Source organism: Akkermansia muciniphila ATCC BAA-835, from assembly GCF_000020225.1.
In the GTDB taxonomy this organism is placed as follows: domain Bacteria; phylum Verrucomicrobiota; class Verrucomicrobiia; order Verrucomicrobiales; family Akkermansiaceae; genus Akkermansia; species Akkermansia muciniphila.
Genome location: NC_010655.1, coordinates 1,557,383 through 1,571,335 on the forward strand (window position 1 = coordinate 1,557,383; position 13,953 = coordinate 1,571,335).

Here is a 13,953-nt window from a genome sequence, read left to right on the forward strand (position 1 = left end):
CATGGAAAATAATAGAATCAAACCGGTGGATGTAGCCAGTGAGCTCTCCACTTCTTTCCTGGACTACTCCATGTCCGTCATCATCTCCCGCGCCCTGCCGGACGTGAGAGACGGCCTCAAACCTTCCCAGCGGCGCATCCTGTACGCCATGAAGGAACTCAATCTGTCCCCTGGGGGCAAGACCCGCAAATGCTCCAAAATCGTGGGCGACACGATGGGTAACTACCACCCTCACGGGGATGCCGCCATTTACGGCACCCTGGTGAACATGGCGCAGGACTGGTCCATGCGGGATATTCTCGTGATCGGCCAGGGCAACTTCGGCACGCCGGATGGAGACCCCCCCGCCGCTGCCCGATACACGGAAGCCAAGCTCTCCGGCATGGGCGTGGCCCTGATGGCGGATTTGGACAAGGACACCGTGGATTTTGTTCCCACATACGACAATGAACACACGGAACCCACCGTGTTTCCCTCCGCTTTCCCAAACCTTCTGGTGAACGGCGGCACGGGGATTGCCGTGGGGATGGCCACCAACATGCCTCCGCACAACCTGGGGGAAGTGGTGGACGGTATCTGCGCCGTGATTGACAATCCCCACATGACTGTGGAAGAGCTGCGCCAGTACATCAAGGGGCCGGATTTTCCCACCGGGGGCGACGTGCTGGGCTTTTCAGGCATTGACAACTACTTCCGCACCGGGCGCGGCTCCGTGCGCATCCGCGGCAAGATAGACATGGAAGTAACGGATTCCGGCAAGGATCTTCTCATCATCCGGGAAGTGCCGTATGGCGTGAACCGCGCCGCCCTTCAGGAACGCATTGCGGAACTGTACAAGGATAAAATCCTGACGGATATTTCCGGCATCCGTGACCTTTCCGATGAGAAAACCTGCATTGAAATCGAGCTGAAGCGGGATGCCCGCCCGCAGGTGGTCATGAACCAGCTTTACAAGCTCACCTCCATGGAAACTTCCTTTGCGGTGAATATGCTGGCGATTCATGACAACCGCCCCAAGACGCTCGCCATGATGGACGCCATCAACTTCTACATCGAGCACCGCCGCGAGGTGGTCGTGCGCCGCACGCGCTATCTGCTGGGGGATGCGGAGAAGGATGCCGAGCGCCTGGAAGCCTTCCTGCTGGCTCTGCACCACATGGATGACTTCATTTCCATTATCCGGGATTCCAAAAACCGGGATGAAGCCCGTGAACGCCTGCAGAATTACACATTCTCCACGCAGACAGCGGAAAGCCTGGGCATCCTGATCCGTTCCCAGGCCTCCATCCAGGGGGACCGCTACGTCTTCACGGAACGCCAGGTGAACTCCATCCTGGACCTGCGCCTGTACCAGTTGACCGCCTTGGAAAACGACAAGATTTCCGGGGAATACGCGGAACTGCTGGTCCGCATCAAGGACTACCTGGATATTCTGGCGAACGAATCCCGCGTGCTGGGCATTGTAAAGGACGAACTGAAGGCGATTAAGGACAAGTACGCCACGCCGCGCGTCACGCGCATCATTCCCTTCTCCGGGGATATGGCCATTGAGGATCTCATCCCGAATGACACGATGATCGTCACCATCACGCACAGCGGCTACATCAAGCGCACCAACTCCGCGGAATACCGCGTGCAGGCGCGCGGGGGCAAGGGCGTGAAGGCTGCCACTACCAGGGGAGCCAAAAAGGATGCGGAAGCGGACTTTATCGAACACCTGTTCGCCGCCCAGAACCACGACTACCTGATGTTCTTTACGAACACCGGGCGCGTGTACGTGGACCGCGTGTATGAGATTGACGAAGCGGCGCGCAGCGCGCAGGGTCGCAATATCAAGAATCTGCTGGATCTCCAGCCGGAAGAAGCCATCGCTGCCATCCTGCGCCTGGAACGCCGGGTGGATGAAAAAGGCAATGACATTACCTTTGCGGAAGGCAGCGGCAATGTTGTTTTCGCCACGAAGGACGGCACGGTGAAGAAAACCAGCCTGAACGATTTCGCCAACTACCGCAAGGCCGGCATCATTGCCATTAATCTGGAGGAAGGCAACAGTCTGGTGAACGCGGAACTTACCAGCGGGGCCGATGAAATCGTGCTCGTCACGCATGACGGCATGAGCATCCGCTTCCCGGAAGAAGATCTGCGTACGCAGGGCCGCAACACCATCGGTGTTCGCGGCATCCGCCCGCGGGCGGGGGACTACGTTGTGGCCCTGGCCATTGTGGACCCGCAGAAAACCCTGCTGGTGGCTTCTGAAAACGGCCTCGGCAAGCGCACTTCCTTTGATGAATACCGCACGCAGGGCCGCGGCGGAACCGGCATCAAGACCATGAATTGCACGGATAAGACCGGCAAGGTGGTTTCCGCCACGGTCGTGTCTGATGAGGACGAGCTGATGCTGATGACCACGGCCGGACAATCCGTCCGCATCAAGGTGGCGACCGTGCGTGAAACGGGCCGCGCCACCCAGGGCGTGAAGCTCATGACGCTGAATGAGGGCGAATCCATCCAGGACATTTCCATCGTCATTCCTGATGATGAAGATGAAGAAGCCCCGGCGGAAACGGAAGACGCGGGAGCCGGGGAAGTGTCCGGTGAAATGGAAGCTCCGGCGGAAGAATAAAATCCAGGTTTCCCTGCTCCGGCGTCATGCCGGAGCAGGGGGCTTCATGGGCCGTTTTTATGGAAGACCCCCTTTCATTGGAGCAATGTGCCGGACGTCTGGAACGGCGTGGATTCCGGAGTTTTGTAGTGCCGGACCTGAGGGCGGCTGCGGAGGTTATGCGCGGCCTGGTGCGGGAGTTCAGGCCGTCGTCCGCTTCCTATGGGGATTCCATGACCCTGAAGGATGCGGGCATTCTTGATGACCTGCGCTCCAATCCGGACATTCAGTTCTATGACGGCTTTGTTCCGGGCATGGTGCGGGAGGAGAAATGGGAAATCCGCCGCCAGGGCATGACGGCGGACCTGTTTTTAACCGGCGTCAATGCCGTCAGCATGGAAGGGACCCTGCACTGGGTGGACATGGTGGGCAACCGTGTGGCTCCGGTGGCATTCGGACCCCGGCGCGTCATTTTGCTGGCCGGTTCCAACAAGCTGGTGGCAACGCCGGCAGAGGCCCGGGAACGCATCCGCCGCATTGCGCCCCTGAACGCCAGGCGGCATGAAGGGTTCAGGACTCCCTGCATGCACACCGGAATCTGCGCGGATTGTAATTCCCCGGACCGCCTGTGCAATATTCACATGTCCATTGTTAAATGCTTTCCCGAGGGAAGAATTTCCGTCATTCTGATGGAAGAACCCGGAGGACTTTGACCCATGCCTTTTCAAAACCGGATAGAAATCATGGCCCCGGCGGGGTCGTTTGAATCTCTGGCGGCCGCCTTGCAGGGCGGAGCGGACTCCGTGTACTTCGGAGTAGGAAAGCTGAACATGCGTTCCCGCGCCACGGTCAATTTTTCGGAAGAAGATTTGCCGGAAATCGTCGAGCGTTGCCATGAGGCGGGCGCCAAAGCTTATCTGACACTGAATATCATTGTGTACGATGAAGAGCTGGAGGCGGTGCATGCCCTGTGCGACGCCGCCCGGAAAGCCGGTGTGGATGCCGTCATCGCTTCCGACCTGGCGGTGATTTCTTATGCGCGTTCCATTGGGCTGGAAGTCCATATGTCCGTGCAGGCCAACGTCTGCAACATGGCCTCCGTCAAATTTTACGCGCAGTACGCGGATGTGGTGGTGCTGGCCCGGGAACTCACCCTGGCGCAAATCAGGCATATCATTGAATCCATCCGGAAGGAGGGCGTGAAAGGCCCCTCCGGGGAGCTGCTGCGGGTGGAAATTTTCGCCCATGGGGCGTTATGTGTGGCCGTGTCCGGCAAATGCCACATGAGCCTGGCGGCCTACAACTCCTCCGCCAACCGGGGGGCCTGCTTCCAGAACTGCCGCCGCGCCTACCGCGTGACGGATGAGGAAACGGGCAATGAACTGGTGATAGACAACAAATACGTGATGTCTCCCAAGGACCTGTGTACCATTCCGGTGCTGGACCAGCTTCTGGACGCGGGCGTTTCCGTGCTGAAGCTGGAAGGGCGCGGCCGTTCCTCGGATTACGTCAGGACGGTTACCTCCGTGTACCGGGAAGCCGCGCGGGCATGCCAGGACGGAACCTTTTCCGCGGACAGGGCGGAAGCGTGGATGAAACGGCTGGAATCCGTTTTCAACCGGGGATTCTGGCAAGGCGGCTATTACCTGGGCGTGAAGTGGGGGGAATGGAGCGGTTCCGCCAACAGCCGCGCTGCCCTGTTGAAGATCCACATTGCCAGGGTAGAGAACTTTTATAAGAAGAACGGGGTGGCGGCCCTGTTCCTGGAAGCCGGCGGCCTGTCCGCGGGGCAGACCATCCTCATAACAGGCCCCACTACGGGAGCCGTCCGCATGGAAGTGGCAGCCATGCGGAGGGAGACGGCAGAGGGCATGGAGCCCGTAGAAGCCGCTCAAAAGGGAGAAACCGTCTATCTGGCGGTTCCCGAACAGGTGCGCCGCCGGGACAAGGTGTACCTGCTGCGCCCCCGGATGCTGGAGGATGCCTGAATGTCCGGTTGTCCCTTTCTTCCTCTGCCTGCCTTTTCCAAAGACCGGGAATCGACGGCAGGATGATTTTAATTTTTCCGTTTCCTGCCCGGCTGGGCCGGCGGGGCGTCCGGCTTCAGCAGGGGGGAGCTGGCTAAGCATGTTTCTGATCTTGATCGTCAGGCGCGGCATCGGCTCGGCTATCGTGAGGGCTGCCACTTCATAACGGGCGGCGATGTCGTTGATCAGACGGACCACCTCATGGAGTTTCATTCCTCCCGGTTCCTCTTCCACTCCCGCGATGATTTCAGCCGGGGTCTTTTGAAATTCACGTTTGGCTTCCGGTCTAGAAATCCGAATCAATTAAGTTATTCATTCATTGTCTGACGTTTGAGAGAAAATGCCGTAAAGTAGTCTTCCTATTGAATGAAAAAGAATTTCCCTGGCGTATTATTTTAAAACCGTATGCCATGCCTGATTATATTTCCTTTCTGCGTCTTTTTTCATGTTCCTGCGCCTTGCTGTGTGCCGGAATGCTCCACGCTTCCGGTTTGCAGCCCTGGTTGCGGGAGCTGGACGTAATCCCGCCTGCGCCTTCCGCGAAAGAAAAGGATGCATGGATGAGGCAGGTATGGACGCGGACGGCGGAATATGCGGCTTCCCTTTCCGAGCCTGCTGCCGCTGACGATTGCGGGGATGCGATGGTTTTGCTGGTTCCCGTATTTCAGGCGTGGCCGGACGGGAAGGCAGCAGGTGCCGCGCTGGCGGAAATTCTTTCCGTTCCCGCGGAGAGTATTGGAGCTGTTTCTTCCTGGGATGACCTGGTTAAGCATCAGGAAGCCATTCAGGAACGAGTCCGTTTCCTCAGGCTGAAGAAGCTGGCGGCCTATTATGACTCTGCGGCCATCCGCCGCGCGGTGAAGCGAAACCGGGACAAGTACGGGGAACGGTACGCCGGTGCGGAAGGTTTCCTGGCACGGCTGGATGAGTGGGAGAAGGAGCTGGGGCCGCTGGACCGGTGGGTGGAGCAGGCCGGGCCGGGACAGGCGGCCCTGCTGCGGGAGATGGTGGATCTGCGGAGAAAAGCCCTGATTGAAGCCCTGCCGGAACAGAACGGCCTGAAGGAATGGGTGAGCGTGCGGCGTTTCAATCCGTCCGGGAAAAGTTCTTTCAATCATGACCGTCCGGCGAACTGGCAGGGTATTTCCAGCATGCCGGGGCCCGGGCGCAGATACCGCAGCGGCATTGTGAAATTTAACGGGGTTTCCTCTTCTTCCCCTGTGGAGCAGCTGCTGGCGGACGACCGCTGGGTCGGGCATCTGGATGTTGATTTTTCCGGGGAGAAGCTCATGTTCACCGGGAACGGATTCGGCAAGAAGGAAAGCAGGCCCTGGGACGTTTTTGAGCTGGATTTGAAAACCGGGAAAAAGGAATCCCTTACCGCGCATATGCCGGCGGATACGGACAGCTATAATTCCTGCTACCTGCCGGACGGCCGGATTATTTTCGTCAATACTTCCGGCATGCAGGGGGTGCCCTGCGTGGCCGGGGTGGATTACGTGGGCAACCTCCACCTTTACGACCGGGAAAAGAAAACGACCCGCCGGCTTACCTTTGACCAGGACAATAACTGGTTCCCCACCATGTTGCCGGACGGCAGGGTGATGTTCCTGCGCTGGGAGTACACGGAAAGTGCCCACTATTTCAGCCGCGTGCTGATGCACATGAATCCGGACGGCAGCGACCAGAAGGAATACTATGGTTCCAACTCCTACTGGCCCAACAGCTTGTTCAACGCACGGCCCCTCCCCGGCAGGCCGGGCATGTTTGCGGGCATTGTCAGCGGGCACCATGGAGTCAAGAGGCTGGGGGAACTGGTCCTTTTTGACGTGAACAGGGGGCGCACCGCCACGGAGGGTGCCGTTCAGAAGATTCCGGGGTATGGAAAGCCCGTGGAAAACGTGACCAAAGATCAGCTGGTGCAGGGATTGAAGACTCCTTATTTCGCAGAACCTTATCCTTTGAATGACGAGTGTTTCCTGGCCGTTTCCTCCCCCTCCGGCAACCAGGGCGTGACCAATGTGGTCTGGTGCGACATATACGATAACATCGTTCCTCTCACGGCCTCCTCCTACTTCGTCTATGCAGACCCCGCGCCCCTGGGGCCACGCAAAAAACCGTCCGTGTTGCATGACCGGGTGAAGACGGAAAGCAAGACGGCTACGGTTTATATTTCCGACGTATACCGGGGCCGCGCCATGGCCGGAGTGCCCAGAGGGGAAGCCAAGGCCCTGCGCGTGTTTATGTCCGAGTACAGCCCCCGCAATACGGGAAGCCACTATGCCATGGGCATGGAAAGCAACTGGGACTTGAAAGTTCTGTACGGCACCGTGCCCGTGAATCCTGACGGTTCCGCCATCTTCACGGCTCCCGCCTGCCAGCCTCTGACGCTTCAGGTGCTGGACGGGGAGGGGCGCGCCCTGGCGCTGATGCGGAGCTGGTTTACCGCCATGCCGGGGGAAACGCTCAGCTGCATCGGCTGCCATGAACGGCAGAACTGCGCTCCCCCCGCCAGGGCCGTCATGGCTTCCCGCCAGAAACCCGCTCCTATTGTTCCGTGGTACGGTCCGGCGCGCACTTTCTCCTTCATGAATGAAGTGCAGCCCGTGCTGGACCGCCATTGCATACGCTGCCACACAGCGGAAGGCAAGGCCCGTGGAGGAGTGCCGGATTTCATGACATTGGAGGCCGTCAAGGGGGCTCCCGCCCCCGGTTCCGTCTCTTATTGGAACCTGCACCCCTATGTGCGCCGCAACGGCCCGGAGGGGAACTATCTGGGGCTGGCCCCCACGGAGTTTTTCGCGGATACGTCGGAGCTTTACCAGCTCCTTAAAAAAGGCCACCATGGCGTGGAAATGCCGCAGGAGGACTGGAACCGCCTGGTCACGTGGATGGACATGAACGCCCCCTATCTGGGTGAATGGCCGGGAGAGCGCAATGAAGGGCTGCTGAAACGCCGTTATGACCTGCACGGCAGATTTTCAGGAGCGGAACGTAATTACGTGACGATGAAGGATTCCCTATTCCGGAGAAGCGCCGGCGTTTCCAAACCTGACGCCGGGAAGCCCATTGCTCGCACCGGAGGAAAGAGCGTTCCCGTTCCGGAACCGCGTAATGAAACGCTGACTGTGGATTTGGGCGACGGCGTGAACATGACATTCCGCCGCATTCCCGCAGGGAAGTTCAGGATGGGGAATGAACGGGAAACACCGGCGGAACGTCCTGTTTCCACGGTGGGGATTGAAAGGCCGTTCTGGATGGGAGAGGCGGAAGTGACGTTGGAGCAATACCGCCGCTTCGACCCGGAGTATGTTAACGGATGGTATGACATGCATTACAAGGACCAGGTGAGGCCCGGCTACGACATGGATGCCGATCCGCGTTTTCCCGTCATCCGGGTTCCTTGGGCCAGGGCCATGGAATTTTGCCGCTGGCTTTCCGGGAAAACCGGGAAAAAAGTGACCTTGCCTACGGAAGCGCAGTGGGAATACGCGGCCAGGGGGGGAGCTGATACGGATTTCTTTTTCGGGGAGCGGGATGCGGATTTTTCCGCGTATGCCAACCTGGGGGATGTGACCCTGAAGGAGCTGGCCGTTTCCGGCGTAGATCCCAGGCCGATTAAAAATCCCAACCGTTTCTGGGACTTCGTGCCGAGGGATGAGAAATACAATGACGGGAAGCTCCACCTGGCCCCCGTCAAGAGTTACAGGCCGAATGCCTACGGATTATACGACATGATCGGCAATGCCGCGGAATGGACCCGTTCCGAATACAGGCCTTACCCCTGGAAGGAAGGGGACGGGCGCAATGAAGGCCTGGACTCCCATGTTCCCCGTGCGGTGCGCGGCGGTTCCTGGTATGACCGTCCCAGGAGGGCCACGTCCTCCTGGCGCTGGGGCTATCCCGGCTGGCGTCCGGTGTACAACGTGGGGTTCCGGGTGATCATAGAAGACTGATTGTTGAAATTGCCATGAAACTGACAAAAATGTTCCGCGCTTCTGCGACTGCCCTTTGCTGCCTGCTGGCCCTCATTTCATGCAGGCAGGGACCGGATGCTGCTTCCGGCCCGCTGGCTCCGGTGGATGTGAAGGTCGTCGATCACCTGGTTGCCGTGCTGGGGCATGAGAGCTGCGTGCTGGAACTGGTGGACCCTGCTTCCGGGGAAAAGGTGAAAAGCATCCGGCTGGCCCAGCCTCCCAACGGAATGGCCGTGGATGGAGCAACGGCCTATGTGGCGGAAGGTGGCCCGCGCGGAGCAGTAGAAGTAGTGGACCTGGAAAGCGGGGCGTTGAAGCGTTCTTTTCCTGCCGGGCATACGCCCATGTCTCCCGTGGTGCGGGGGGGAAAGCTGTATGTGGCCTGCCGGTTTGATTCCCGCGTGCTGGAAATGGACGCCGCTACCGGAACCGTGCTGGATTCCTGGAATGTCCCCCGTGAACCCGTAGCGCTGGCCGTTTCTCCGGACGGCAGGAAAATCTGGGCTGCCGGCCATTTGCCGGCCGGGGCTGCGGACGGGGATTTCACGGCTGCCGCGCTGACTCTGGTGGAAGATGGAAAAGCTGTCCATTTCCCGCTTTCCAACGGGACGCAGGGCGTGCGCGGCATGGCGATAAGCCCGGATGGCCGCTATCTGGCCGTGGCGCATGTATTGAGCCGGTACCAGGTGCCCACCACGCAGCTGGACCGCGGCTGGATGAACACGAATGCCGTGACGGTTATCGATACGGACGATCCGGACAAGCCCCATCCCGTTCTGCTGGATGACCCGGATGCGGGGGCGGCCAACCCGTGGGGCGTTTCTTTTTCCGGAGATGGCGGAAAACTGTTCGTGACGCATGCGGGGACGCATGAACTCTCCGTAATTGATTTCCCGGCCCTGCTGGAGCGCATGAAGCGGGAAGGCCGGAGCAATGAGCCGGTTTCCGAAAGGCTTGGTTTCCTGCACGGTCTCCGCACCCGGATCGCTCTGCCCTTGAATGGCCCGCGCGCCGTGGCTTCCGATGGGGAAAACGTTTATGTGGCCGGCTACTTTTCTGATTCTCTGGCGGAAGTCTCCCTGAAGGATGCCTGCAAATCCAGGGCAATTCCCCTGAACGGCCAATTCCGGCCTTCCCGGGAAAAACTGGGGGAACGGTATTTTAATGATGCCTCCCATTGCTTCCAGGGGTGGCAGAGCTGCGCCACCTGCCACCCGGACGGCCGGGTGGACGGCCTGAACTGGGATCTGCTGAATGACGGCATGGGCAACCCGAAAAATACGCGCACCATGTTCCTTTCTCACCGGACAAGCCCGGTGATGACGCTGGGCGTCCGCGCCTCTGCGGAAGTGGCCGTGACGGCAGGCTTTGTGCACATCCAGTTTCTGGAACCTTCCGGTGAATTGGCGGAATGCGTGAATGCATACCTGAAAAACATGAAGGAAGTTCCCAGCCCGTTCCTGGTGGCGCATAACCCTTCCAAACAGCAGACAGGGGGGGAGGGGTGCGCCCAGTGCCATGCTCCCGGCGTGGAAAGGGGGGCTTTGTCCGAATCTGCCCGGAGGGGCAGGGAAGTGTTTAAAACAGCCGGGTGCGTGCGGTGCCACCCCCATCCTTACTTCACTACCAAGGAACTGGTGGCCACGGGGACGGCCACGGGGCTGGATGAAGGTAAAAGCGTTCTGGTGCCCTCCCTGGCGGAAGTGTGGCGGACCGCCCCTTACCTGCACGACGGCCGTGCGAAGACGATCCGGGAAGCCATCACGACATGCAATCCGGGGGATATCCGAGGGAAGACGAGTTCCCTGAATAACCGTGAACTGGAGGATTTGATCAATTACGTGCAGTCCCTGTAAAGGGGCGGGAGGGCATGATGACGGCGAATGCACCTGAACAACTGGAATGGTCCGGAAAAAACGGGGCGGAAGAACGCTTCTTCTGCATGACGGCGGAGCCGGGCGCAAGTTTTGAGGAAGAACTGCATTCCCTGATGACCAGGTACCGCAATCTGGGGGGAGGGGAGGAAGATGAATTCCTGTTGCGTTTCCATGTCAGCGACCCGGTGCGCCAGTCGGCTGCGCTGCGGCGGATGATAGGGGAGAGGAACTCCTATGTTTCCATGGTTGGCCAGCCCCCTGCGAACGGGGCCCGCGTAGCTCTGGAAGCCTGGCACATCGGCGGAATGTTGGGAAAAAGGCATATGGCGGAACAGGGCGGAACGGTCGTGGAAGCCCTCCGCGTTCATTACCGGCTGTTCCTGGCGGGCAAGAGGGAATTCTCCTCCCCGGACAGCTGCGGCCAGATGCGGGAGGAATTCCGCTGGCTGGACCGGATTGCCGCCTTACAGGGGGGAGCCGTGCCGGATTTGATTCACCGCACCTGGATTTATTGCCGGGACATTGACAACAACTACCGGGGATTGGTGGAAGGCCGCAACGGATGCTTTGACCGTTACGGGCTGACTCCGGAGAGCCATTTCATCGCCAGTACCGGCATTGAAGGCTGTACGGAGCTGCCGGGCCGCCTGCTGCATATGGACAGTCTGGGCATCGCGGGGCTGGAGCCCGGGCAGGTCCGGTACATGGAAGCGCCGGACTACCTGTCCCCCACGCATGTGTACCGGGTGGCCTTTGAGCGCGGCGTCCGTATTGTGTACGGGGACCGCTCCCATTATTTCCTTTCCGGCACCGCCAGTATTGACGCGGAGGGAAACATTGTCCATCCGGGGGACGTGGTGGGCCAGACGGCCCGCACCCTGGAAAATATGAGCGCCCTGATGGAAAGGAGCGGGGGAAGCCTGTCCGACCTGAAGCAGGCCGTAGTGTACCTGCGCGACTGGGCGGACCGGGAAACGGTCCGGAACCGGCTGATGGACTCTCCGCTGGCCGCTGTGCCGCATGTGATGCTGAAAGCCCCTGTCTGCCGCCCCGGCTGGCTGGTGGAAATAGACGGAATAGCCGTTAATGGAGCCGGAGAGTCCGCCTTTGCCCCCTTGTAAACCCTGCCGTTCCCGGAACCGCGGCGCACGGGCGATTTCCCTTGTTATCCCGTGCACGGAAATGGTATCATGAAAGCGCATGACTTATCGCCTTAATACGGACCGTCTGGTTTTTTTTTCCGTGCTGTTGTGGGTGCTGTTGCCGCCGGGTGTTTTTGCCTGGGAAGGGAATCCTCCGGGTCCGGATAATGTGCGGTGGCTGGAGCAGTTCTGTTCCAGCTACATGCAGTTTCTGACCCTGGGCGGCGTGTTGTGCGCGGTTATTGGTTTTGTGTGCGCCGCCCTGGTCTGGCTGGTGCATCGTCTGGACTGGGCGCGGAGCTTGAAAATCAGCGTGCTGTTTGTCATGTCCATCCTGTGCCTGGTTTTGTATGGCGGCTCCCTTTCCTTTGCCGTGTTTTATCTTCCCCTGGCCCTGATTAACCCCGCCGTGTATTGTTTCAGCGTCGGCCGGGCGGAATGAGCGGAGGGAGATTTGAAGGAAGATTCTAAAGGTCTTTAATAAAAATATTATGCCGTTGCGGCAGAGATGGGCTGAATGAGAGTTCCTGGCGGCGACGAAGGAATACTTTTCCTAGAGGGGGGAGAAAAAGGTTTCATGATTTTGTTTTCTGGAATATCTCTTTGATTTTCAAATATAGCAGGATTTGTCCCGGAGCCGTCTACGGCAAAAACGGCTCCGGATGTTTATGCTTTTATAAAGATTGCGGATGTAATGAGCGGATGCTCCAGTCACCGAATCCTTCCCCTTGGTTGCGTTCTGCCGCAAAACGTGCAAATACTGGTCGGAGCACGTCTACGATTTCTTTTACGGATACAGATTCCTGATAGACGAAGCCTAGTCTGTCTCCTCTTCTGGAACCGCCCATCCAGATATTGTACTTGCCCGGACCTCTGCCGACGAAAGCCAGTTCTGCCAGATACGGCCTGGAGCATCCGTTGGGACACCCGGTCATGCGTATAGAAATTTCTTCGTCCCATAGCCCCAGTTCTTTTAACTGTGATTCCAGTTCATCCACCAGTTTTGGAAGTAGTCTTTCGGAGTCTGTAAGAGCCTGCGGACAAAATGGCAGGCTGGTACAAGCGGAGGAATTGCGCCTGAGTCCCGAATCGTTGGGGAGAAGATTGTACTTCCTAATGATGGATTTGATTCGCACGGCAGTATCTGGTGTGATGCCGTCAATGACCAGATTTTGATTACCTGTGATGAAAAAATCTCCTTGATGAATGGAAGCTATTTCGTGAAAAGCGGTTTTAAGCTGTTGCCTGTTTGAATTTTGGATGCGGCCGCCTTCAATTTCAATGGTTTGTCGGCCAGGAACATCTGCGGCATCTCCGTTCGTAGATAATGAAAAAGGTTTGGCCTCTTGAAGAGGAAATGGAAGGCGTGTTGCAAGTTCGTTAGTGAACCAGCCCAGTCCTTTACCGGCAATGGTGTACCTGAGCCGGGATGTTTTTCTGTTGCTGCGGGTGCTGAATTCTTTATGGATCAAAAGCACCTGCCGGGCTACTTCCTCCACCTGTTCCGGGAAACAGAATCCGATAATATCCGCAAGGCGGGGGAAAGATCCGGGATTGCCGTAAGCATAGCCCATTCCTCCGCCGGCCAGGATATCATATCCCAGGAGTTTTCCCTCTTTTTCAATAGCCACGAAGCTCAAGTCCTGGGCGTATACATCCACATCATTTTCCGGGGGAAGCGTAAAAGCGATTTTAAATTTGCGCGGCAAATATCCGGGACCGTACAGAGGCTCCTCCTCCTCGCCCGAGTAGATTCGTTTGGCATCCAGCCATATTTCATGATAGGCATGTGTCTGCGGTTCCAGTTTTCGGGAGAGTTCCTGGGCTTGATTGAAGACTGTCTCATGGATGCCGGAATCTTCCGGGTGCAGAGAAACCATGACATTGCGTGTGGCGTCTCCACTGGCGGCAATCGTGGTGATGGCCGCGTGATGGATATCTTTCATGGTCTGTTTCAAATCCTGCTTGACGACTCCGTGGATTTGAATGGCTTGGCGTGTCGTAAGTTTAAGAGTGCCGTTACCGAATTGGTCGCTTAGCGTTTCCGCAGCCAGCCATTGACTGGGTGTGATACGGCCTCCGGGGAGGCGTAACCTCAACATGAATAACCAATTTCGTCCCTGTCCGTTTTTCTTTCGGATAAGCCGTTCATCTCGGTTATCCTGCTGGGTGATTCCATGGAATTTCAGCAGAAATTCTTCTTCGGACGGGAAATGGGTAATGCTATCGTCATGGAGGAGGTTAGAGATATTCCCTCTGAGGAAATCGCTTTCCTCCTTGATTCGTTCGTTGGATGTGTATCCTTCTTTAATCATAATATTTTCTGTG

The 13,953-nt window shown here is 58.1% G+C and carries 8 protein-coding genes and 1 pseudogene; 7 read left to right on the top strand and 2 right to left on the bottom strand.

Going from position 1 to position 13,953, the window contains the following annotated elements; translation table 11 throughout:
- Nucleotide 1 precedes the first annotated feature (1 nt).
- Genes gyrA through AMUC_RS06900 form a run of 3 tightly spaced genes read left to right on the top strand, consistent with a single transcriptional unit; the run spans nt 2 to nt 4,590 of the window.
- Nucleotides 2-2,623, top strand: a complete 2,622-nt coding sequence (gene gyrA / locus AMUC_RS06890) for a DNA gyrase subunit A (RefSeq protein ID WP_012420326.1) — start codon at nt 2-4, stop codon at nt 2,621-2,623.
- Nucleotides 2,624-2,682: 59 nt separating this feature from the next.
- Nucleotides 2,683-3,315 carry a lactate utilization protein gene (locus AMUC_RS06895; protein WP_012420327.1) on the top strand — a complete coding sequence of 211 codons (633 nt, stop codon included), beginning with the start codon at nt 2,683-2,685 and terminating at the stop codon, nt 3,313-3,315.
- Nucleotides 3,316-3,318: 3 nt separating this feature from the next.
- Complete coding sequence (locus AMUC_RS06900; protein WP_012420328.1) at nt 3,319-4,590, top strand: peptidase U32 family protein; 1,272 nt, start codon at nt 3,319-3,321, stop codon at nt 4,588-4,590.
- Nucleotides 4,591-4,713: 123 nt separating this feature from the next.
- Here the strand turns inward: AMUC_RS06900 and AMUC_RS13130 are convergent.
- Nucleotides 4,714-4,884, bottom strand: a pseudogene (locus tag AMUC_RS13130) (arginase family protein); the annotation flags it as partial.
- Between the two features lie 155 nt (nt 4,885-5,039).
- On the opposite strand from AMUC_RS13130, the gene AMUC_RS06905 reads away from it, so the two are divergent.
- The 4 genes from AMUC_RS06905 (at nt 5,040) to AMUC_RS06920 (ending at nt 12,067) form a co-directional block, all read left to right on the top strand.
- Nucleotides 5,040-8,585, top strand: coding sequence for an SUMF1/EgtB/PvdO family nonheme iron enzyme (locus tag AMUC_RS06905; RefSeq protein WP_143245872.1), 3,546 nt, complete (start codon nt 5,040-5,042; stop codon nt 8,583-8,585).
- A gap of 14 nt (nt 8,586-8,599) precedes the next feature.
- A complete protein-coding gene (locus tag AMUC_RS06910; RefSeq protein ID WP_012420330.1) occupies nt 8,600-10,462 on the top strand; it encodes a YncE family protein in 1,863 nt (620 codons plus the stop codon).
- 14 nt (nt 10,463-10,476) lie between these two features.
- On the top strand, nt 10,477-11,604 hold the full coding sequence (locus tag AMUC_RS06915) for a Rid family hydrolase (RefSeq protein WP_012420331.1): 1,128 nt from the start codon (nt 10,477-10,479) through the stop codon (nt 11,602-11,604).
- A 79-nt stretch (nt 11,605-11,683) separates the two neighbouring features.
- Nucleotides 11,684-12,067 carry a hypothetical protein gene (locus AMUC_RS06920; protein WP_012420332.1) on the top strand — a complete coding sequence of 128 codons (384 nt, stop codon included), beginning with the start codon at nt 11,684-11,686 and terminating at the stop codon, nt 12,065-12,067.
- A gap of 232 nt (nt 12,068-12,299) precedes the next feature.
- On the opposite strand, the gene AMUC_RS06925 is transcribed toward AMUC_RS06920, so the two are convergent.
- Complete coding sequence (locus AMUC_RS06925; protein ID WP_012420333.1) at nt 12,300-13,940, bottom strand: NADPH-dependent assimilatory sulfite reductase hemoprotein subunit; 1,641 nt, start codon at nt 13,938-13,940, stop codon at nt 12,300-12,302.
- Between the last annotated feature and the right edge of the window lie 13 nt (nt 13,941-13,953).

What these genes read in the sequence shown, in the direction of transcription:
- AMUC_RS06900 (WP_012420328.1), top strand. Translation starts at nt 3,319, where the DNA reads ATGCCTTTTCAAAACCGGATAGAAATCATGGCCCCGGCGGGGTCGTTT.
- AMUC_RS06915 (WP_012420331.1), top strand. Translation starts at nt 10,477, where the DNA reads ATGATGACGGCGAATGCACCTGAACAACTGGAATGGTCCGGAAAAAAC.
- AMUC_RS06925 (WP_012420333.1), bottom strand. Translation starts at nt 13,940, where the DNA reads ATGATTAAAGAAGGATACACATCCAACGAACGAATCAAGGAGGAAAGC.
- AMUC_RS06895 (WP_012420327.1), top strand. Translation starts at nt 2,683, where the DNA reads ATGGAAGACCCCCTTTCATTGGAGCAATGTGCCGGACGTCTGGAACGG.
- AMUC_RS06920 (WP_012420332.1), top strand. Translation starts at nt 11,684, where the DNA reads ATGACTTATCGCCTTAATACGGACCGTCTGGTTTTTTTTTCCGTGCTG.
- AMUC_RS06910 (WP_012420330.1), top strand. Translation starts at nt 8,600, where the DNA reads ATGAAACTGACAAAAATGTTCCGCGCTTCTGCGACTGCCCTTTGCTGC.
- gyrA (WP_012420326.1), top strand. Translation starts at nt 2, where the DNA reads ATGGAAAATAATAGAATCAAACCGGTGGATGTAGCCAGTGAGCTCTCC.
- AMUC_RS06905 (WP_143245872.1), top strand. Translation starts at nt 5,040, where the DNA reads ATGCCTGATTATATTTCCTTTCTGCGTCTTTTTTCATGTTCCTGCGCC.